Origin of the sequence: Rhodopseudomonas telluris (assembly GCF_042432815.1) — a bacterium.
GTDB classification, from domain to species: Bacteria; Pseudomonadota; Alphaproteobacteria; order Rhizobiales; family Xanthobacteraceae; genus Rhodopseudomonas; species Rhodopseudomonas telluris.
On the sequence record NZ_JBHLWM010000001.1, the window covers coordinates 562,446 to 582,944 of the forward strand.

The 20,499-nt window shown below is 65.8% G+C and carries 19 protein-coding genes; 8 read left to right on the plus strand and 11 right to left on the minus strand.

The window, feature by feature from the left end:
* Positions 1-6: 6 nt before the first annotated feature.
* Positions 7-567, minus strand: a complete 561-nt coding sequence (locus tag ACFFJ6_RS02580) for a DUF2478 domain-containing protein (RefSeq protein WP_378384035.1) — start codon at positions 565-567, stop codon at positions 7-9.
* 226 nt (positions 568-793) lie between these two features.
* On the opposite strand from ACFFJ6_RS02580, the gene modD reads away from it, so the two are divergent.
* A complete protein-coding gene (gene modD / locus ACFFJ6_RS02585; protein ID WP_378384037.1) occupies positions 794-1,642 on the plus strand; it encodes a ModD protein in 849 nt (282 codons plus the stop codon).
* A 224-nt stretch (positions 1,643-1,866) separates the two neighbouring features.
* On the opposite strand, the gene ACFFJ6_RS02590 is transcribed toward modD, so the two are convergent.
* Positions 1,867-3,501, minus strand: coding sequence for a class I adenylate-forming enzyme family protein (locus ACFFJ6_RS02590; protein WP_378384039.1), 1,635 nt, complete (start codon positions 3,499-3,501; stop codon positions 1,867-1,869).
* Positions 3,502-3,702: 201 nt separating this feature from the next.
* Here ACFFJ6_RS02590 and ACFFJ6_RS02595 point away from each other — a divergent pair, with 201 nt between their 5' ends.
* The 4 genes from ACFFJ6_RS02595 to ACFFJ6_RS02610 all read left to right on the plus strand — a co-directional run bounded on the left by ACFFJ6_RS02595 (position 3,703) and on the right by ACFFJ6_RS02610 (position 7,129).
* Positions 3,703-4,314: an NUDIX domain-containing protein gene (locus tag ACFFJ6_RS02595; RefSeq protein WP_378384041.1), complete on the plus strand. Its 612-nt coding sequence runs from the start codon at positions 3,703-3,705 to the stop codon at positions 4,312-4,314.
* 107 nt (positions 4,315-4,421) lie between these two features.
* Complete coding sequence (locus tag ACFFJ6_RS02600) at positions 4,422-4,826, plus strand: protocatechuate 4,5-dioxygenase subunit alpha (protein WP_378384043.1); 405 nt, start codon at positions 4,422-4,424, stop codon at positions 4,824-4,826.
* Positions 4,827-4,828: 2 nt separating this feature from the next.
* Positions 4,829-5,686 (plus strand): class III extradiol dioxygenase family protein, encoded by an 858-nt coding sequence (locus ACFFJ6_RS02605; protein WP_378384045.1) that lies wholly within the window; start codon positions 4,829-4,831, stop codon positions 5,684-5,686.
* A 255-nt stretch (positions 5,687-5,941) separates the two neighbouring features.
* Entirely contained in the window at positions 5,942-7,129 is a 1,188-nt protein-coding gene (locus tag ACFFJ6_RS02610) for a cytochrome P450 (RefSeq protein WP_378384047.1), read from the plus strand.
* Between the two features lie 91 nt (positions 7,130-7,220).
* Here the strand turns inward: ACFFJ6_RS02610 and ACFFJ6_RS02615 are convergent, their stop codons facing one another.
* From ACFFJ6_RS02615 to ACFFJ6_RS02645, 7 genes are all read right to left on the minus strand, one after another.
* Entirely contained in the window at positions 7,221-7,493 is a 273-nt protein-coding gene (locus tag ACFFJ6_RS02615; protein ID WP_378384049.1) for a hypothetical protein, read from the minus strand.
* Between the two features lie 167 nt (positions 7,494-7,660).
* Entirely contained in the window at positions 7,661-9,607 is a 1,947-nt protein-coding gene (locus ACFFJ6_RS02620) for an alkyl/aryl-sulfatase (protein WP_378384051.1), read from the minus strand.
* 204 nt (positions 9,608-9,811) lie between these two features.
* The gene (locus tag ACFFJ6_RS02625; RefSeq protein WP_378384053.1) at positions 9,812-10,192 is read right to left on the minus strand and encodes a COG4315 family predicted lipoprotein; all 381 of its coding nucleotides are present in this window, start codon (positions 10,190-10,192) and stop codon (positions 9,812-9,814) included.
* Positions 10,193-10,260: 68 nt separating this feature from the next.
* Positions 10,261-11,247: a small ribosomal subunit Rsm22 family protein gene (locus ACFFJ6_RS02630; protein WP_378384055.1), complete on the minus strand. Its 987-nt coding sequence runs from the start codon at positions 11,245-11,247 to the stop codon at positions 10,261-10,263.
* Positions 11,248-11,527: 280 nt separating this feature from the next.
* Positions 11,528-14,992, minus strand: coding sequence for a chromosome segregation protein SMC (gene smc / locus ACFFJ6_RS02635; protein ID WP_378384057.1), 3,465 nt, complete (start codon positions 14,990-14,992; stop codon positions 11,528-11,530).
* Positions 14,993-15,283: 291 nt separating this feature from the next.
* The gene (locus ACFFJ6_RS02640; RefSeq protein WP_378384059.1) at positions 15,284-16,192 is read right to left on the minus strand and encodes a HEPN domain-containing protein; all 909 of its coding nucleotides are present in this window, start codon (positions 16,190-16,192) and stop codon (positions 15,284-15,286) included.
* A 2-nt stretch (positions 16,193-16,194) separates the two neighbouring features.
* On the minus strand, positions 16,195-17,262 hold the full coding sequence (locus ACFFJ6_RS02645) for a GmrSD restriction endonuclease domain-containing protein (protein ID WP_378384061.1): 1,068 nt from the start codon (positions 17,260-17,262) through the stop codon (positions 16,195-16,197).
* A gap of 194 nt (positions 17,263-17,456) precedes the next feature.
* Between ACFFJ6_RS02645 and ACFFJ6_RS02650 the strand changes: the two genes are divergently transcribed.
* Complete coding sequence (locus ACFFJ6_RS02650; RefSeq protein ID WP_378384063.1) at positions 17,457-17,738, plus strand: HigA family addiction module antitoxin; 282 nt, start codon at positions 17,457-17,459, stop codon at positions 17,736-17,738.
* Positions 17,739-17,976: 238 nt separating this feature from the next.
* Here the strand turns inward: ACFFJ6_RS02650 and ACFFJ6_RS02655 are convergent, their stop codons facing one another.
* Positions 17,977-18,159, minus strand: a complete 183-nt coding sequence (locus ACFFJ6_RS02655) for a hypothetical protein (protein ID WP_378384065.1) — start codon at positions 18,157-18,159, stop codon at positions 17,977-17,979.
* Positions 18,160-18,308: 149 nt separating this feature from the next.
* On the opposite strand from ACFFJ6_RS02655, the gene ACFFJ6_RS02660 reads away from it, so the two are divergent.
* Together ACFFJ6_RS02660 and ACFFJ6_RS02665 are read left to right on the plus strand one after the other, a co-directional pair.
* Positions 18,309-18,545, plus strand: coding sequence for a DUF4160 domain-containing protein (locus ACFFJ6_RS02660; protein ID WP_378384067.1), 237 nt, complete (start codon positions 18,309-18,311; stop codon positions 18,543-18,545).
* Positions 18,526-18,774 carry a DUF2442 domain-containing protein gene (locus ACFFJ6_RS02665; RefSeq protein WP_378384069.1) on the plus strand — a complete coding sequence of 83 codons (249 nt, stop codon included), beginning with the start codon at positions 18,526-18,528 and terminating at the stop codon, positions 18,772-18,774. The genes ACFFJ6_RS02660 and ACFFJ6_RS02665 overlap by 20 nt, the downstream gene beginning before the upstream one ends.
* Before the next feature lie 1,036 nt (positions 18,775-19,810).
* Here the strand turns inward: ACFFJ6_RS02665 and ACFFJ6_RS02670 are convergent.
* Positions 19,811-20,488, minus strand: a complete 678-nt coding sequence (locus ACFFJ6_RS02670; RefSeq protein WP_378384071.1) for a DsbA family protein — start codon at positions 20,486-20,488, stop codon at positions 19,811-19,813.
* Positions 20,489-20,499: the final 11 nt, after the last annotated feature.

A 20,499-nucleotide genomic window follows, 5' to 3' on the forward strand; every position in this document is an offset into this window, starting at 1 on the left:
GTCTCCTCAGCCCGCTGCCTGATCCGATTGCGCCTCGGCGGACGACGCCGCGTCGCGCCACCAGGCGTCGAGCGCGGCGCGGTTGCAAGGCAGCTCGATGCCTGCCTCGCCGATGAAATCGCGCCAGGCGTCGACGCATTTCTCCGGCACGGCGGTGAGCAGCGGCAGACCGGCCACGATGGTCTCGGCGAATTCGGCGCGCAGGCCCTGGCCGGTCGCTTCCTGCTTGGAAAATTTGTTGATCACGACCAGCGCGACCTCGCCGGCGATCGCCCGCGTCACCGCCTGCGCGGAGTCCGCCAGCCCGGCCGCGTCGAGCTTGCATGAGCCGGCGCCGCCGCCCAGCGTCTGCGAGATGCCGATCGCCGCGCCGGTCATCAGGTCGATCACCTGCATGTCGATCCGGCGCCCGCTGGCGTCCTTGATGTTGCGCTGGACCAGCCCGCCAAGTTTGTCACCAGCGCGCAGCCGGTCCGCTGCGAACTCGGCCAGCAGGCCGTCGACATCGTCGTCGCCGCGATAGATCACGGCAGCGATGCGGGGCGCCTCTGGTTCGGTCTGGGTCATGGCCTGTTCCTTCTGCGGCGGATCGGCGATGCTTGCTCAGCAAGCCGCGTGCCGACGCGGCGCAACTCGTCGGTGCCGGCAAAATGCCTGATCAGCGAAGGCCTTGTCACGTGCCCCCTGCGATCGTCCGGGCTGTCGTGAACCCGACAGCGTTGTATAGGCCTGGACATAACGGCCGCCAACGCGGACTTTCTGCCGCGCCATTGCCATTGCCCAAGGAGCCCGCATGCCCGCCGTGACCACCGCCGAATTGGAGCGCCTGCTTGACGACGATGTGCCCTATGGCGACCTGACCACGGACGCACTCGGCATCGGCGGGCGGGCGGGAGTGATGCAGTTCACCGCGCGCGATCCGATGGTGCTGGCGCTGGCCGAAGATGCCGCCGCGCTGCTGCGCCTCTGTGACTGCGAGGTCGAACTGATTGCGGCGTCGGGGCAGCGGTTGGCCGCCGGCGCGCCGATCCTGATCGCGCGCGGCGCGTCCTCGGGCCTGCTGCGCGGCTGGAAGGTGGCGCAGACGCTGATCGAGATCTGGTCCGGCGTTGCCACCGCGACGCGTGAGATCGTCGAGGCTGCGCGCGCGATCTCCCCCAGCATCTCGATCGCCTGCACCCGCAAGAATACGCCGGGCACCAAGCGCTTTGCCGTTGCGTCCGTGAAGGCCGGCGGCGCGGTGATGCACCGGCTCGGCCTGTCGGAGACCATCCTGGTGTTCGCCGAGCACCGCGCCTTTCTCGACGAACCACTCGCCGCCACCGTCGCACGGCTGCGCGCTGCTGCGCCGGAGAAGAAACTGATCACCGAAGTCGCCTCGGTCGAGGCGGCGCTCGCGGCCGCCGAAGCCGGCTTCGACGTCCTGCAACTGGAAAAATTCGCCCCCGCCGACGTCGCCGCACTGACCGCACAACTCGCCGCCACTCCACTACGCCCCGTCATCGCCGCCGCCGGCGGCGTCAACGCCGCCAACGCGGCCGCTTACGCGCAGGCCGGGGCCCACGTGCTCGTCACCTCCGCGCCGTATATGGCGAAGCCGCGGGACGTGCAGGTGAGGATTAGTCGGGAAGATTCAGAGTAACTAACAGAACATAAAGCCGCCCCCAGCCGCAGCGCGCTCCCTCTCCCGCTCGCGGGAGAGGGTTGGGCTGAGGGCGCCCCGGGCACAGTGCGTATGTGAGGGCGACGCTTACTCAGTGCCCGTGGACCCCCACCCCCGCCCCCTCCCCGCAAGGGGGAGGAGAGAAGAGCACAGCGCGCTCCTCCGCAGGCGCGAGAGGTCGCTTAGCGGCTGGGGCTTGGGCCTCATCCCCGCGCGTAGCTCGCCGCCCGCTCCGCGATCGTTTCGCGAAGCACCGTCTTCTGGATCTTGCCGTTGGCGTTGCGGGGCAGGGGCTCGCTGCGGATGATGATGCTCTCCGGGACCTTGTAGTCCGACATCCGCGCCGCGCAGTAGGCCGCGACGTCGCGTTCGCTGAGCTGCGCGCCATCCGTCGTCACCACGATGGCGTTGACGCGTTCGCCGAGCACCGGGTCGGGCGTGCCGATGATCGCGGTTTCCAGCACGCCGTCGATGCCGCAGATCACGTTCTCGACTTCGGCCGAGAAGATCTTGAAGCCGCCGCGGTTGATCATGTCCTTCTTGCGGTCGAACACGCGCACGAAGCCGTCCGCATCAATCGAGCCGATATCACCGCTGCGCCAGTAGCCGTTCACGAATTCCTTGGCGTTGGCGTCCGGGCGCTGCCAATAGCGCGGCACCACCATCGGCCCGGCGATCAGCAATTCGCCGGGCTCGCCGGGCGCGACCTCGTGATCGTCGGTATCGACCACCCGGACATGCGCATAGGGGATGACCTGCCCGACGCTGTCCATGTGACCGCGCCAAAAAGCCTGCGGCATGATGGTCGTCGGCGAGGTGGTCTCGGTCGCCCCATAGGCATTGCGGAGTTGCAGATTGGGCAGCCGCTGGCTCAGCATCTCGATGGTCGGCACCGGCATCGGCGCGCCGCCGAAACAGCCGATCCGCCACGCCGACAGATCATGCTTGTCGAATTCCGGCGACATCGCCACCAGCGTGTAGATCGCCGGCACCAGGATCGAATAGGTGATCTTCTCGCGGCTCGCCAGCGCCAGGAAGTCGGGCGTCTTATAGGCCTGCCGCATCAGCACCACGCAGCCGCCGGCCGCCAGCGTCGCGTAGGACACGCCGACCAGCCCGGTGACATGCGACAGCGGCACCGCGACCAGGCCGCGGTCGTGCTCCGTCAGCTCGTGCGCGCGGGCGAACGCGTAGGCCGAGTGCAGGATGCTGAGATGCGTCAGCTCCGCGCCCTTGGGCTTTCCGGTGGTGCCCGAGGTGTAGAGGATCACCGCGGTGTCGTCTTCGTGGATCGCGGCCAGCGGCGCCTCAGCGGGCGAGGTCGCGAGCAAGTCCTCGAACGGCCGCGCACCGGCCGCAGTGCCGTGCGCCACGAAGCGATGCGCCAGCTCGGGGGCTTCCGCGGCCGACGGAATCTGATCTGCGAGCTCGGACTCGAACACCAGCAGCCTGGCGCCGCTGTTGCCGAGCAGGAAGTCCAGCTCGGCCTTGCGCTGCCGCGTGCCGATCGGGACCACCAGCGCGCCGATCCGGTTGCAGGCCAGCGTGACGGCGAGGAATTCCCAGCAATTGCCCAGAAACAGCGCGACGCGGTCGCCACGCGCGATGCCGAGCGATGCCAGCGACGCTGCGATCCTGCGGACCGAGACGTCGAGCTCGGAATAGCTGAGCATGCGGTCGTCGACGATCGCGGGACGGTCGCCGAACCGCGCGACCAGATCGTCGAACATCGCTGCCAGGGTCGGGGGCCGATCGGCGAAGCACAGCATCGTCCGGTCGCCGTAATGCGTCTCGCGACGCAGCGGGCCGCCGAGGCCGGTGTCTGCCCAGAAAGTCATGCGCGTGTCCTCGTTGGTGATGGCCGCCGTGGTTCAGCCCGCGATCGGCCCGCGCCGGTTCGCCCGGCGTCGACTTCAGAATATCCCGGTAAGGCCGCCGACCGCCAGCGCAACGCGGCTGCGCATCGCCGAACCTCGTTCCCGTCATGGCCGCAGCCTATATAAACAACCGGGGTTTCAGGTCGCGAACGAGGGAGAACCTTGCGGACAACAGTGCTGGCGGCAGGTGGGATCGTGGTGCGAAGCGGCGGTGCGCCGCTGTTCGCGGTCGTCCGCATGCGCAAGCGCGGCGACTGGGTCCTGCCCAAGGGCAAGCTCAATGCCGGCGAAACGCCGCGCGCTGCCGCCGAGCGCGAGGCGATCGAGGAAACCGGGCATCTGGTCACGGTGCACGAATTCCTCGGCACGGTCGCTTACGAAGTCGGCGGCCGCTCCAAGGTGGTGCATTTCTGGCGAATGGACGCGGAGGCGACGCCGAGCCGGCCGCTGATGAAGGATATCCGCGCCGTCGACTGGCTGCCGCTGCACGAAGCGACGCAGCGCCTGACGCGCGGCTATGAGCAGGTCTTCCTCGCCGAGGTCGGCCCGCGCGTACTGGCCGCCGCGGCCGACGCGGCGCGCACGCCCGGCGCGATTTTGCCCGATCAACCGCCACCGCCGACCGTGTCGTCGCCAGCGCCGGCCGACCAGCCGATCCGCGAACTTGCCGATGCGCCTTCGCTGGCGCTGGAGCAGCCGATGGACAGGGGCGAGATCGGGCCGCGGACGAGCCTGGTGCAGCGGCTCCGTGCCTGGTGGCGTGGCCGCGAGTGAGCCGCGACGAAACAATGATTTGATTTGGCTCAATCTGCGGCTTCCGCCCCCGCCTATCGTTCGCGAAACGCCGCCGCATGGTGGCACGCGATCGGGAGGGGATGCCGATGAGCCCGCTTGTGGCCAGAGACCAGGGCGCGACCGAGCGCCGTGCCGGCGGGGCGCCGAGCGCCCGGCGCGAGATCTTCGGGACGCCGATCTTCGGCCCCGAGGCCGCGCAGAAGGGCTACGCCCTCAACAAGATGTGCTTCTCCTTCAACGACGCCGCGAACCGCGCCGAATTCGTGCGCGACGAGGCGGCGTATTGCGCGCGCTACGGCCTCACCGCGGCGCAGACCGAGGCGCTGCTCAAGCGTGATCTCTTGAAGCTGCTCGACCTTGGCGGCAACGCCTACTACCTGGCGAAGTTCGCCGGCATCCTCGGCCTCAACATGCAGGACATCGGCGCGCTGCAGACCGGCCTGACGGTCGAGCAATTCAAGGCGAAGCTGCTCGCGGCGAGGGACAACTAATCATGGCCACCATCATCGGCGGCCTCGCCGCGTCCCATGTGCCCGCGATCGGCGGGGCGATCGCCAAGGGCCTGCAGAAGGACCCGTATTGGGCGCCGTTCTTCGACGGCTTCGACGCGCCGTGCCGCTGGCTCGACGCCAACAAGCCGGACGCCGCGGTGGTGATCTACAACGATCACGGCCTCGCCTTCTTCCTCGACAAGATGCCGACCTTCGCGGTCGGCGCCGCGCCGGACTATCGCAACGACGACGAGGGCTGGGGCATCCCGGTGCGCGACCCGTTCCGCGGTGACACCGCGCTGTCGTGGCACATCATCGAGACGCTGGTCGGGGCCGAGTTCGATCCGGTGACTTGCCAGGAGATGCTGGTCGACCACGCCTACAGCCTGCCGATGGAGCTGTTCTTCCGCGGCCGGGCGCACGCGATCCCCACCGTGCCGGTGGTGGTCAACACCGTGCAGCATCCGCTGCCGTCGCTGCGCCGCTGCTTCAAGCTCGGCCAGGCGATCGGCCGCGCGATCGAGAGCTATCCTGAAGACCTCAAGGTGGTCGTGATCGGCACCGGCGGGCTGTCGCATCAGTTAGAAGGCGAGCGCGCCGGCTTCATCAACACCGCGTTCGACCGCCGCTGCATGGACGCAATGACCGGCGACATCGACAGCCTGCTCGACATCGACCCGCACCAACTGGTCGAACTCGCCGGCAGCCAGGGCGTCGAGGTGATGAACTGGGTCGCCATGCGCGGCGCGCTCCTGGGTGACGTTCACGAATTGCACCGCAACTATCACTTGCCGATCTCCAACACCGCGTCGGGCATCATGCTGCTGGAAAACCGGCCGCGGCTGGCAAGGGCGGCGTAGCAGCCGTCATCTGTGGAGAGTCAAAGTCCCTCATGGTGAGGAGCCGGCGCCGCTCGTCGGAGCGGCGCCGGCGTCTCGAACCATGAGGTCGCGAGTCGCGGCCTTGCAACGGACCCGCGGCCCATCCTTCGAGACGCCCTCCAAAACCCTTCGGGCTTCGGCGGGCTCCTCAGGATGAGGTCGGTGGGGCGGGTAGTCCGCAAAACGAAGACAACAGCGGTCGCCATCACGACCGCTGCCAGGAGGACCCGCCCGATGTTCAGCTTCGATCCCTACTCGCCCGCGGTCGATGCCGACCCGTTTCCGCTTTACAAGATCCTGCGCGACGAGCATCCGGTGTATTGGAGCGAGGCGGCGCAGATGTGGGTGCTGTCGCGCTACATCGACGTCGCGGGCGCCGGCACCAATTGGCAGGTGTTCTCCTCGGCGCAGGGCAATCTGATGACCGAGCTGCCGAACCGCGCCGGCGCGACGCTCGGCACCACTGATCCGCCGCGTCATGACCGGCTGCGCGGCCTTGTCCAGCACGCCTTCATGAAGCGCAATCTCGAGGCCCTGGCCGAGCCGATGCGCGACATCGCCCGCGAGGCGGCCGAGGCGCTGCGCGGCCGCGCGCAGTTCGAATTCATCGCCGACTTCTCGTCGAAATTCACCGTGCGGGTGCTGTTCGCCGCGCTCGGCCTGCCGCTCGGCGACGAGCAGACGGTGCGCGACAAGGCGGTGCTGATGGTGCAGAGCGATCCGGTGTCGCGCGCCAAAGGCCCGGAGCATCTCGCCGCCTATGCGTGGATGCAGGACTACGCGGCCGGCGTGATCGCGCAGCGCCGCGCCGCGCCGCAGAACGATCTGATCTCGCATTTCTCGATGGCCGAGATCGACGGCGATCGGCTCGACGAACGCGAGGTGCTGCTGACCACCACGACGCTGATCATGGCCGGCATCGAGTCGCTCGGCGGCTTCATGAGCATGCTGGCGCTCAATCTGGCGGACTTCGCCGACGTCCGTCGCGCCGTCGCGGCCGATCCGTCGCTGCTGCCCGACGCGGTCGAGGAATCGCTGCGCTACAACACTTCGGCGCAGCGGTTCAAACGTTGCCTGCAGAGCGATCTGACGCTGCACGGCGTCACCATGAAGGCCGGCGATTTCGTCTGCCTCGCTTACGGCTCCGCCAATCGCGACGAGCGGCAGTTTCCGAACGCTGACGTCTACGATCTCAAGCGCAAGCCGAAGGGCCATCTCGGCTTCGGCGGCGGTGTCCACGCCTGCCTCGGCTCGGCGATCGCCCGCATGGCGATCAAGATCGCCTTCGAGGAGTTTCACAAGGTCGTGCCGGACTACACGCGCACCGCGCCGCAACTCGACTGGATGCCGTCCTCCACCTTCCGCAGCCCGCTGCGGCTGGAGATGACGGTGGAGAGCGCCGCGACGCGGCATGCGGCGTAACCGCGTCATTGCGAGGAGCGAAGCGACGAAGCAATCCAGCTCCGTGTGCGACGCTCTGGATTGCTTCGCTTCGCTCGCAATGACGGGAAAACTACTTTTCCTCGCCGAGCGTCAACGCAAGGCCGGTGAGTGTGGCGACGACGCCGAACGCCAACGCGCACGTCACCGCGAAATCGGTGAGGCGGAAGCCGGTCGGGTCGAGCGCCATCAGCGCCGGCCGAATGCCGTAGGCGTCGGAGCGCGTCGTCAGCAGCGCGAAGCCGAGACCGAGCGCAACGCCCATCATGGCGTGGCCGGCCAGCGCCAGCGTGCGGGTGACAGCCTTGGGCGATAATCTGCGGGTCCGCGGGTCCTGAATCGGCATGCGGCGCCTCCTGATTCGAGGCTGAAACGCGTCGCTCCGCGCGCCGTTCCTTTCGAGATTGCGGACAAGAACTGCGTCATGGCCGAGACAAGCCCGGACATAACGGGAGCAAGTGGCACTGAAATCGATCAAGTCCGATCGACGTCGCTGCCGGCGTCAGGTCTTGCTCAGCTCACCGCCGTCCGCTTCGGTTCGACGATCTCGAACATCCGCGGAAACTCGTCCATCAGCGCCATCAGCTCGGCGAGTTTCATCGGATTGCCGCTGACCTGGATGCGGCCGTCCATCACCGCCTCCGGAAACGAGGTGTGCTTGGCGATCACCGCATCGAGCACGCTACGCGCCAGCGTGAAGCCGGCGTCGGCCTTGGCCGCCGGCTCCCCTTCGAGATAGGTCAGCGCGCAGTTCTCCAGCGTCAGCACCCAGCGCTCGCCGGTGTCGGTGAAGTGCCAATTCAGCACGATGGTCTTGCCCTCGGCCTTCGGCCCGTTGAGGCGGATGCCGAGCACGTCCCACAGCTGCGAGGTCTTCAACGCCGCCAGCGTCTCGCGCGGCATCGGCGGCCGCGCCGGCACCTTGGGCATGCCGTGGCGCAGCTCCTGCGCGCCGAACAGATAGGCGTTGCGCCAGGTCGCGCTCTCGGACTGATAGCCCAATTGTTCGAATGTGTCGGCGAGCAGCAGCCGGCCGTCCTGGTTGTCCGGCTCGGCGAACACCAGGTGACCCAGCGCCTGCGCGACGAAACGGAATTCGCCGCGCGCGAAATCGGCGCGCGCGCGCGTCAGCAGCTGTTCGGCGCCGCCCATGTACTCGACATATTTCCTGCCCGCGTCGACCGGCGGCAGCGGGTCGAGATTGGCCGGATTGGCGTCGTACCAGCCGAGATATTTCTGATAGATCGCCTTCACGTTGTGGCGGATATGGCCGTAATAGCCGCGGGCGTGCCAGGCGCCATCGAGGCTCTTCGGCAGCCGGATGGTCTCGGCGATCTCGCTGGCGGTCAGGCCGTGGTTCATCAGCCGCAGCGTCTGGTCGTGCGCGTATTTGTAGAGGTCGCGCTGCTGCCGGATCATCTCGTCGATCCGCTCGCTGCCCCACACCGGCCAGTGATGCTGGCCGCACATCGCCTCGGCCTTGCCGCCCCACAGCTGCAAGGCTTCGCCGAGATAGCGCGACCACGCCAGCGCGTCGCGCACGTCGGCGCCGCGGAACGGCAGCAGATTGTGGAAATTGTGGGTGCAATTCTCGGCGAGGTTGAGCAGTCGGTAGCGCGTGATGAAGAAGTGCATCTCGGCCGGCGCTTCGGAATTCGGCGCCATCTGGAATTCGAAGGTGACGCCATCGATGGTCCGCGTGTCGCCGGTGGCCTTGATCAGATCGGTCGGCCGCAGCAGCGCCACCGAGCCCATCGCCATCGACTTGCCGAGCCCGCAATCGATCTGGCCGCGCTCGCCCTTGGCGAGCAGCGGGCCGAATTGATACTGCGCGCGCCGCAGCATCGCCGGCCCGGCGATGATATTCTCGGAGACGGCGTGCTCCATGAACTGATCGGGCGCGATGATCGGCACGTTGCCGCGTTCGAGCGCGTCCTCGTCGAGCACGCCGCGCGCGCCGCCCCAATGGTCGGTGTGCGTATGGGTGAAGATTACCGCACTCACCGGCCGCTCGCCGCGATGCTGAGAGTAAAGCTGCAGCGCCGCGCGCGCGCCCTCGATCGAGGTCAGCGTATCGACGACGATGACACCGCGGTCGCCCTCGATTAGCGTCATGTTGGCGATGTCGAGCCCGCGCACCTGGTACACGCCAGGCACCACTTCGAACAGGCCGTGATGCATGTTCAGCCGCGCCTGCCGCCACAGGCTGGGATCGACGGTCGGCGGCGCGGTCTCGCTGTCGAGGAAGCGATACGGCGCCAGCGACCACACCGTGCGGCCCTGCGCCGAGGTGATCGTCGCGTCGTCGATGCTGCCGAGAAAGCCGCGCCGCGCCTCGTCGAAATCCCGCGTGTCGGAAAATGGCAACTCGTCCAGCACCGCCTGGTGACGCGCCATCACCGCGGTGGACGCGTCCTTTGGGACGCCTGCGGACTCGGGATTGTGACCAGCGTCGCTCATTGTTTCCCCCGCGCGTTGTTCTGATTGGGACGCGGGCGGCATTCAACAGGATGACGAATCGGATTGCAAAGCCCGATCGGACACCTGACCGTTTTGTAATGCGGCACGTAGTTGCGGTGCGAAAGCGAGCATCGAGACGTCGCCACGCCCCGTTACTTCGTCATGCCCGGCACAAGGCCGGGCATGACGGACGTGAGCGATGCCTCACGGCTTGGCGATGTGCCAGGCGCCGTTGAGAAAGCCGTCGCCGGTGGTGTCGCCGGGCTTGCTGTCCTTGGCGAAGGTGTAGAGCGGTTTGCCCTTGTAGGCCCACATCTTGCTGCCGTCGTCGCGGGTGACGAGCGTCATGTCGCCGGCCGGCTTGGCGTCTGCGGGGGCGGCGAGCGGCGGCCAGTTGGTGGCGCAAGGGCCGTTGCACATCGACTTGCCGCCGGCGTCCTTGTCGAAGGTATAGAGCGTCATGCCCTTGGCATCGACGAAGGTCTTGCCGGCGGCGGTGTCGGCAGTCTTCAGCATCTGGGCGGAGGCGGCGGAGGCGATCAGCGCGAAGCCGGCGGCGGCGAGCAGCGTGAGCGTGCGGGACATGAGGTGTTACTCCTGGTGAACGGGGGCGACGCGATCGCGTCCTCCTTACCAACAGCACCGCGCGCCGATTATTCCCGGCCGCTCTCACTGCTGATCGCATCGCCCCAGCTCAGCCGCCGAAAGCGCGCATACGCGGCCTTGTCGCGCCGCGGCGCGACCGCGATGCGGAGCCGCTCCGGCGTGCACAGCTTGGCGGTGATCGCCACCTTGCTCTGCTCCGGCTGGGTCAGCACGCGCGACGGCCGCGACGGCGGCGGCGTGCGGCTCAGCGCCACATAGCTGAATTTTTCATCCTCATAGGGAAGTTCGGCGCCCTTGAGGTGTTGATGCAATCGCGACCGCGGCAGCCGCTGCACGAAGTGACACCAGTCCGGCGGTTGCAGCGGACAGGCGGCGTCGTGCGGGCATGGTGCAAGGACGTGCGCGCCCTGCGCGATCAGCCGCGCCCGCAGCGCGACGATGCGCGCATAGCCGGCCGGCGTGCCGGGCTCGACGATCAGCAGCGTGCCGGCGGTGGCGCGCCACAGCGCATCGGCAAGCTGATCGCGCGCGGCGTCGCCGAGCTCGTTGATGATGTAGCTGGCGATTACCAGCTCGGCGGGCTTTGCGCTCGCGAGCAGCTTGCGGGCATCGCCGAGCTGGTAGTCGAGCGTCGCGGCGCGCGGGCGATCATTGGCGAGCGTCAACGCCAGATCGCGCAGCGCCGGGTTGGCGTCGAGCAGCGTCAGCGCGCGCAGTGACTCGAAGGCCTGTGTCGCCGCGAATGTCGCCGTGCCTGGCCCGGCGCCGACATCCAGCAACGTGCCCGGCGAGAAGTCGGGCGTGATCTCGGCCAGCGCATTGAGGCTCGCCGCCACCGCCGCATAAGTCGCCGGCATCCGCGCCCCCGCATAGGCGATCGCGTCGGTGGCGCCGACGATCGGCGCCGAGGTGCCGCCGTCGCGATAATTGCGCGAAATCGCGTCCGCCCGCGCAGCCGCATCGGCACGCGACGTGCCGTGCAGCAGTTGCTCAAGTGACGCTTTGAGATCAGCGGGGAGGGCGGGGGAGATCATCGTCTCGCTCCTCGTGAGGACAGGACGATCGCGTCTGAAACGTTGCAGTCGGTGCGAGCACCACCCTCCCCTGGAGGGGGAGGGTCGCTCGCGCAGCGAGCGGGGTGGGGTGGCGAAGTTACTAAACGCGGTGCTCGCGGCTCACCCCACCCCGTCCCGCATCCCGCTATGCGGGCTGCGTGCCGACCCTCCCCCTCCAGGGGAGGGTGAAGAGAGCGCCGGCACAACAGCCCAAGACGTTCCATCTGCGATTGCCCCGCCCTCGAGAGGGAGGGTGAAATCACGCCACGTTCTGATCCAGAATATCCACCGCGCCCTGCAGGTCGACGGAGACCAGCTGCGAGACGCCGCGCTCCGCCATGGTGACGCCGAACAGGCGGTTCATGCGGGCCATGGTGATCGGGTTGTGGGTGATGATGATGAAGCGCGTCTCGGTGGTCTCGCGCATCTCCTGCAGCAGGTCGCAGAACCGTTCGACGTTGTGGTCGTCGAGCGGCGCGTCGACTTCGTCCAGCACGCAGATCGGCGACGGGTTGGTCAGGAACACCGCGAAGATCAGCGCCATTGCGGTCAGCGCCTGCTCGCCGCCCGACAGCAGCGACAGCGACTGCGGCTTCTTGCCCGGCGGCTTGGCGATGATTTCGAGGCCGGCTTCGAGCGGGTCGTCGCTCTCGATCAGCTTGAGCTCGGCCTCGCCGCCGCCGAACAGCGTGGTGAACAGCCGCTTGAAGTGACCGTTGACGACCTCGAACGACGCGAGCAGGCGCTCGCGCGCTTCCTTGTTGAGGCTCTGGATGCCGGTGCGCAGCTTCTTGATCGCTTCGACCAGGTCGTCGCGCTCGGCCGCCAGCGAGCCATGCTGGCTCTCGACCTCGTTGAGCTCTTCCTCGGCGCGCAGGTTGACGGCGCCGAGACGCTCGCGGTCGCGGCGCAGCTTTTCGAGGTCGGCTTCGATCTCCGCCAGCGGCGGCAGCGTTGCGCCCTCCTGGATTTCGGCCAGCGAGGCGACCGCCTGCGGCTCGATTTCCAGCATGTCGCGGATCTCGCGCTCGATGTCTTCGAGCCGGCGCCGCGCCGCTTCCATCCGCTCCTCGGCGCGGGCGCAGGCTTCGCGGGCGCTGGACAGCTGTTCGAGCGACGACTTTGCCGCGCGGTCGGTGTCGGCCATCGCGGCTTCGGCCTCGGCCAGCGCGTCGGCGGCGTTGCGGCGGTCGGCTTCGGCGTATTCGATCTCGGTGATGATCGCGCTGCGCTTTTCGGCGAACACGGTCGGCGCATTGTCGAGCTCGGCGCGCTCGGCGGTCAGTTCGGCGACGCGCTCCTCGACGGTGGCGATCTGCGAGGCCGCGCTCTGCTTGCGGCGGGTCCATTCGTTGCGCTCGGCGACGATCGCCTGCAGCCGCTTGTCGGCAAGCTCGGCCTCGCGCGCCAGCGCCTGCGCCTCGGCGCGGACCTGCGCGGCGTTGCGGCGATGCATGTCGATCTCGCCGCGCACCGCGGCGAGTCGCTGCTCGGCATCGTCGTTGGGCGCGAGATCGCCGATCGCATTCTCGGCCGCCTCCAGCGCCATCTCGGCCTCGAGCCGGTCGCTGGCGAGGCGCGACTGTGCTTCGGCGAGCGCCGATTTGCGCGCGGCGTGGCGGTTGACCTCGCGCTCGGCGGCGGCGAGCCGCTCGCGCGCCGCATCGGCCTCGCGGCGGGCGCCGCGCAGGTTTTCACGCGACGCGGTCTCGGCGGCGGCGGCGCTGCGCAGCTCGGCCTCGGCCATCTCCAGCGCCTGGCGCTTGGCCGAGGCGTCGATCTTGGCCTGCTCCAGCTCGTTCTCGATGTCGACCAGCCGGGCGCGCTCGGCGAGGCGGCGGGCCGCGCCGGTCGGCGCATGCGCCGAGGCGACGAAGCCGTCCCAGCGCCAGACGTCGCCGTCGAGCGACACCAGCCGCTGGCCCGTCTTGAGCTGGCCGACCAGTTCGCCGCCGCGCTCCTTGGCGACGACGCCGATCTGCGCAAGGCGCCGCGCCAGTTCCGGCGGCGCGGTGACGTGTTGGCTCAGCGGCTCGACGCCGTCCGGCAGCGCCGGGTCGTCGGCCTGCACGCCGATATCGGTCCAGCGCATCGGCGACGACGGATCGACCGGCGCGTCGAGATCGTCGCCCAGCACGGCGCCGATCGCCTTCTCGTAGCCCTTGGCGGCCGTGATGCCGTCGATGATCGGCGGCCACAGATTTTTGGTTTCGCCGTTGAGGATCTTGCTGATCGTCTTGGCTTCAGTCTCGAGCCGCTGCACCCGCTTGTCGGCTTCGGTCAGCGGGCTGCGCGAGCCGTCGAGCTTCTGCCGGGCGGCGACATGCGCGGCCTCGGCGTGCTGCACGGCCCCTTCCAGCTCGGCGATCGTCTCCTGCGCCATCGCCACCGCTTCGGCGAGCTCGTCGACATTGCCGGCGCCGCCGGTTTCCTGGGTCAGCCGGTCGATCTCGCTCTCGACGTTCTTGATCTCGGTGTCGAGTCGGCCGAGCCGGTCGCGATGGCTGCGCACCGCCTGCTCGAACTGATTGCGCCGCGCCGTCAGCTCGGCGAGCTGGGTGGTGAGCTCGGCGAACAGCCGCTCGGCCTCGCCCAGCGCGGCCTCGGCCTCGCCGACGCGCTCGTCGACGCCGCTGCGCTTCTCGACCCGCTCCAGAATTTCTTCGCGCAGCTCGACGTCCTCGATCTGCAGCCGCTCCAGCGCCTCGTCGGCGTCCACCGCCTGCTGCTGCTCGCGCGCGACGTCGGAGGAGAACTGCGCCAGCCGGCGCTCGAGTTCGACCACGCGCTCCTTGGCGCGGGCTTCCTCGCGGTCGAGCAATTCGCGGGCGTTGACCAGCCGCTGCAGGCCGGCGGCGGCGCGGGCTTCGGCCTCGCGCAGGCCCGGCAGCGTCGAGGCGCGGTCGGCCTGGATGCGGGAGGCTTCGGCCTGCTCGCGGGTGCGCTCGGCGAGTTCACGGACGCCGAGATCGTGCACCTGCGCGGCGGCGCCCACTTCGGCCTGCGCGTCGCACCAGCGCAAATGGTACAGCGTGGCTTCGGTCTTGCGCACCTTGGCGGCGACCTCGCGGAAGCGGATCGCCTGCCGCGCCTGCTTCTTCAGCCCGTCGACCTGCGACGACAGCTGGCCGATCACGTCCTCGACGCGGGTGAGGTTGGTTTCGGCCGCCTTCAGGCGCAGTTCCGCCTCGTGGCGGCGGGCATGCAGGCCGGCGACGCCGGCGGCGTCTTCCAGCACGCGGCGGCGCTGCTCGGGCTTGGCCTGGATGATCTCGCCGATCTTGCCCTGGTGGACCAGCGCCGGCGAACGCGCGCCGGTGGCGGCGTCGGCGAACAGCAGCTGGACGTCGCGGGCGCGGACTTCACGGCCGTTGATGCGATACTGCGAGCCGGCCTCGCGCTCGATCCGCCGCGAGATGTCCAGCGTGTCGGAATCGTTCAGCGCCGCCGGGGCGGTGCGCTCGGAATTGTCGAGCGACATCACCACTTCGGCGTGGTTGCGGGCCGGGCGGTTGCCGGAGCCCGCGAAGATCACCGCGTCCATGTCGGTGGCGCGCAGCGACTTGTGCGACGTCTCGCCCATCGCCCAGCGCAGCGCCTCGACCAGATTGGACTTGCCGCAGCCGTTGGGCCCGACCACGCCGGTCAGACCGGGCTCGATCATGAAATCGGTGGGCTCGACGAACGACTTGAAGCCGTGAAGGCGGAGACGCGTGAGTTTCATCTGGTCCGATGCTCAATTGGCCGGTGGTCGGACGGCGCTGGCGAATCTCTCAAGCCGGACAATACCATAGGCAGTCCGACCGGTCGCGACTCGCTCGCAGCCGGCAGCGGCGTTAGCCGGCGACAATGGCGACCCGGAACAGGCACGGCAACCGCGGAACCGGGCTTTTCCACGGGGGGATTTGGGGGGAAGGGGCGAGAAAGGTGGGGATTTCGAGAGGGGCAGCCTCCGACTGCCGCTCGGAGCATTCTGAATCGTGGTGTTGCCCAGAAAGAGTGCTCCTCGTCTCCGTCAGATCAACTCGATTGGAGTTGCTCTAGAATCTCGAACCACGATAGTTAGACGTCTCGCTCGTCGAAGGGCGGAGCTGACAGCGCTTTCTTTGTCGGGATGCAGCCTGATAGTCCGTCCTATAGTGCTGACCTTCTCTTTGAAGAGACCGTTTTGGTCTCGGTCGAGGAAGCGATAACTGAGTGGCAAGGCATTCGCCAAGTTCGTAGCGGACGTTGGCGTGCGCTCGCTTACAAACGCTGCGACTGCATTTGTAACTATGATGTCGCTTGCCATGCCCACCAACAGGGCCGTGTCGAGGTAGGTCTTTAGGTCCGATGTTGCAATGTTAGTGGTCGAATCGTGTGCGGCCTTGTTTCTAGCTCGTGCGAAATTCAGAAAATCGTCCCTTGCGCTTAATCGGGTTGCGCCAAGGCTTGAGATAACATTTCCTATGCATTGCCAGGGGCTCTGAACGCCAAATGCAGCTAGCAGGGTCTGAATGTCGTCTCCTGAAACGTTTGAGCCTTTAGGGCTGAACCCAAGGCCGGTGTAGTTAATCGGTAGCGCGGGGCCTCCCGCTAATCTGACGATGTTCGCTTCTGCGAACGCAAGCCTTTCTGCCTTGTCAGTGAATCCTAATCGGGTTGCTAGGCCTATTATTGCATCCAGAGAGAGGAGCTTGCGTAGTTTTTCGCCGAGCATCGAATAGCCAATCTGAGATCTCTGCATCTCCACAATAGTCTCGTCGACGCGCCTCTGAAGGTAGCTCTCGAGAAGCGAGAATGCCGATACAACAAGTCCGTTACGGAGGATAGCTGCTCGAGTGTTGTGGGCGTCGTTGTGTGGAAATGTATCCATTAATAAAGGGTTGTCAGAGAGGTCTCGGATTAGCTCAATGCGAGAGTAAAAATCGATTCGAGCGTTCATTTCTACACGCTTGACAGGAGTTCCGTCATCGCTTCGATTCTGTATGCGATGCGTGCAGGGGTGTTAGTCCCCGTTCGTACAGCTTTGTCAAATTCATCGTCCGTAAAGAGTTTTCTAGTGCCAGAGATCACTTTTTCCGACTTGTTGGCGGCTTTCGCAAAGTCTGAAACCGAGAGTCGAGACACGGAGATCATTTGGGCGTCATACATCCCTGCTAATAATTGATCTCTCCACCCGTTGCCTTCGGGACGCTTGAATGCATGATCACCCCAGATGTGTTCGCAACGGCCTATCGCAGTGGAGAAAAGGTCCTTAGATTTTTGAACTTGTTCTGTCCCGGCGTTCTGATGTCTTTCCATGAAGTCATCCATCTCTCGGACTAGACTCCCGCTAAAATTTTCGGACCTCTCTTCAAGAGTTAAGAAGCGAAGAACGTACTCTGCATCACTCATGCTTCTAAATGCCGAAGATTTTTCATCAGTAATTTTGAGTTGCTTTCGCAGGAATTGCTGATCTGCCAAGGCGTAAATTGCCTCGTTCATTGCCCCGCGGAATGCGACATTCCTTATTTCTTGCGGATTGAGCGTCTCTCCACCCCGATTCAGTCTAAGAAACACTTCGTATTTCAAGGTGGTGTTCGTCTGTTTAAGCAGAGTTACGACCCGAAGGAAGGGGCGTAGCATAAGTGCGTTAGTGATTTCGGCTGGAAGATCCCTGAAGTAAAGACCTTCCACTTCCTGCAATCGCTCGAGATGGCGAAGCGAGAACCGGTTCGCAATGAAATCGGCAATCGCACGAAGGCGCTGTTTTCCATCGATGGCGGTGTATGTTCCGATTTCTTCCTCTGCTAAATATACGGGAGGAACTGGAACGTTCAGTAGGAAAGACTCAATTAGAGCTGCCTGCTTTTCTGGAGACCAGCGCTCCCGCCTCTGAAATCCGGGCTGTAGATCGATCGCGCCACTATCCACCATTCCAGCTAATGTGCCGAGAGGCAAGTCAGCTGTCTGAACAACTAATTGAGCCTGAGCATCATGGAAGCTTTTGAGGACTGAATTCTGGTTTCGCATCAAAATACCTTGTGTCGGCCCTTTATGTAGAGCTTTGCCGAGGGCATTTTAGCTCGCCTGTCTCAGTACCGACAAGGAAGGATGTTGCACGCAACATCGAAGTGCTCAATAATACGAAAAATCCTGACAAAGGGTGGTTTCTGTGCCTTCTGAAGCGATGAGGAATCGTCATCGTGAGCGGAGTTTTGCCACCGATGCATCCAGGCGAAGTTCTCCGCGAGGAGTTTTTGATTCCGCTCGACATGTCGTCCGGCGCGCTGGCAAAGGCTTGTGGTGTGCCGCGAACGCGAATCGAACGACTCGCCAATGGGCAGACCGGCGTGACGGCCGACACCGCGCTCCGCCTTGCCAAGGCGTTCGGCACGAGCGCGGAGTTCTGGCTCAATTTGCAGAACGCCTACGACATGCGCACCGCGAAGGCCCGCATCGCCGGCGACCTCGCCAAGATCAAGCCGGTGATCGAGAAAGCGGCGTGACCGCAGACAAGTAGCACCACCTCTCGTTCGTCATTCCGGGGCGCTCACGCAGTGAGCGAACCCGGAATCCATACGCCCTGAGTTGTCGGCGAAGCACGATGCCGAGCTGTCGTGATCTAAGGTCGATGATGGTGGTTATGGATTCCGGGTTCGCGCTGCGCGCGCCCCGGAATGACGGAGGCGAGAGGTCTTCGTGGGGGGGGACGTCAGCAGCGATATCCTTGCGCTCTTGCCATGATCACGCCTGATCGCGCTGAGCGCGGATCACATCGGCTGGCGGTACGGAGACGATCGTCTCGGGGCGGCTGCGCAGGTGGGCGCGAAACGATCGATCGGCTTGGCGGTTGCTGTGCCAGACTACGCCGGCAGCCATCAGTGTTACGAGGATAGGAACGGTCAATAAGTAGAGGATGTCGGTCATCGGATCCTCCGCAGCGCGCTGCGACCTGAAGAACAAATAGCGCCGGATTGAAAACAGCACAACGACAGCGCACCCTGCGTGTACGACCGTCGCACGGGTAAGTCGCTTGGCGATGGGCACTGACATTTCTTTCGTCATTGGAAGGCGATATGCCGACTATCTTGCGCTGGGGAGCTTACCGCGCCTTCTTCTACTCCAATGAAAGCGGCGAGCCGCCGCATCTTCATGTCCGGCGCGGCGACTGCGAAGCCAAATTCTGGCTGCACGATTTGTCCTTGGCGGTAAATGCTGGATTTCCTGCGCATGAAATCGGCGCTATTGTTCGTTATCTGAGACCGCGGCTCGGCGAGCTCGAAGGCAAATGGCATGAGCACTTTGGAAATTGACGTCGGCGATTTGCGGCCCGTGGCGGTTGACTTTACGGCTGAGGAGTTGGTGGTCACGCTTACCGATGGTCGCCGCATCGCGACGCCGCTTGCCTGGTACCCCCGGTTGTCTGGCGCAAGTGCCGAGGCACGCGCAAACTATGAGTTGATGCCAATGGGCATCCATTGGCCCGACCTCGACGAAGACCTTGGTATCGCCGGCATGTTGCGCGGACGTATGGCGTCTTGACAAAATTCCTATTGTGACTATAGTCCCCGTCGTCCTGTCCGTGAGGGGCGCTTCGCGAGGCGTCGTTGAGCGGGACAGATCGGCGGGCCGGGCAACCGGTTCGGAACGATGGTTCGAGGACGCCGGCCCTGTGCCGGGGGAGTCGAACGGATGCGGCGTCCTGCGCGTTGCGGTTCGCACCCGCACGTCCGGGAGGCGTCGGGGACCCGTCCGGGCCTACTACGAGGCTCTGCGACTTGTTAGTTCGCTGGACGGGGGCAGGCGAAGGCGGCGTAATCCGCCGGATCAGTGGGGTTTCATTACCCCTGCCTGTCCCCGGAAGCACGGGCCTGATCGCCGAAAACCGCCGCGGTGGGCGCGCCGCGAGGCGTTGCGCGGTGACTTCGCAAGAAGCCATCGCGAGAACCTACCATCACTCCGCGCCAAGCGGCGCGCCCCCACCCCTCGCTGCGAAGCGACGGGTGCAAAGCTCGGACGCTCCGGCGCCGCGAGAACGATTGGGCGTGGCTGTTTGATAATCAAATCAGAGAGCAGCGGTGCAGGACAGCGCTCGAGCCAGCCTCTCACGTCATCGTCCGGCTTGACCGGACGACCTAGTATCCCAGAGCGCTCGTTGGTACGCAGCGCGCTGCTGCGATGCTCTGGAATACTGGATCCCCGCTTTCGCGGGGATGACAGCTGACTTGGGGCCGCGCAGCGTCTTCCGAAAAAGAGGGGGCGACGCTCTGGAATACTGGGGCCCCGGCATTCGCAGGGATAACGGCTTACTTTGGGACACGCGCGCTACTTTTGGCGCCGCGCCTCCTCACCATCATCCGTCATGCGCGGGCTTGACCCGCGCATCCATCGCGCGCGTCAGCGCGCTGACTGAAGTCCGTCTTGCCAAGAGGATGAATTGCCGGGTCGAGCCCGGCAACGACGGTGGGGGAAAAACAGCGACCACGTGCGACGCGGATGCGCTGTTGTGGGAGCTGACCCCTCATCCGGCGCGGCTTGGCCGCGCCACCTTCTCCCACAAGGGGAGAAGGAAGAAGCCTCAGCTCTTCTTCTCGAGCAGCGGATCGATGCGCTTGGCGAATTCTTCCAGCGAGGTTTCGCCGCGGAGCATTTCGCCGTTGATGAAGAAGCTCGGCGTCGAGTTCACCTTGAGCACTTCGTTGGCGTATTTCTGGTCGGCGGCGATCTTGTCGAGCAGGGCCTGATCCTTCAGGCAGGTCTCGACTTCGGCGGCGCTGAGGCCGGCCTGCTTGCCGATGCGCTTGAGCTGTTCGGTGGTGTCCTTCAGCACCCACTCGGCCTGGGTCTTGAACAGCAGGTCGGTGACGGCGAAGTACTTCTGCGCGTCGTCCTTGGCGATGCAGCGCGACAGCATCGAGCCGGCCGCGGCCTTGATGTCGAGCGGGAATTCCCGGAACACGTAGCGGATCTTGCCGGTGTCGATATAGGCGGCCTTCAGCTTGGGAAACACCTGCTCGTTGAACGCCGCGCAGTGCGAGCAGGTCATCGAGGCGTATTCGGTGACGGTGACGGCGGCGTCCTTCGGGCCGAGCGCCATGTCGGGCAGCGACATCGGTTTGGCGACGTCGGCGGCGGTCGCGGCCTTGGTGCTCTGGGCGAACGCCTGGTCGATCAGCCGGAACGGCGAGAGGCCGGCAACGGCGGCGAGGCCGGTCAGCGACAGAGCGGCGGTGAAGGTGCGGCGCGTGATCATCAAGGTGCTCCAAC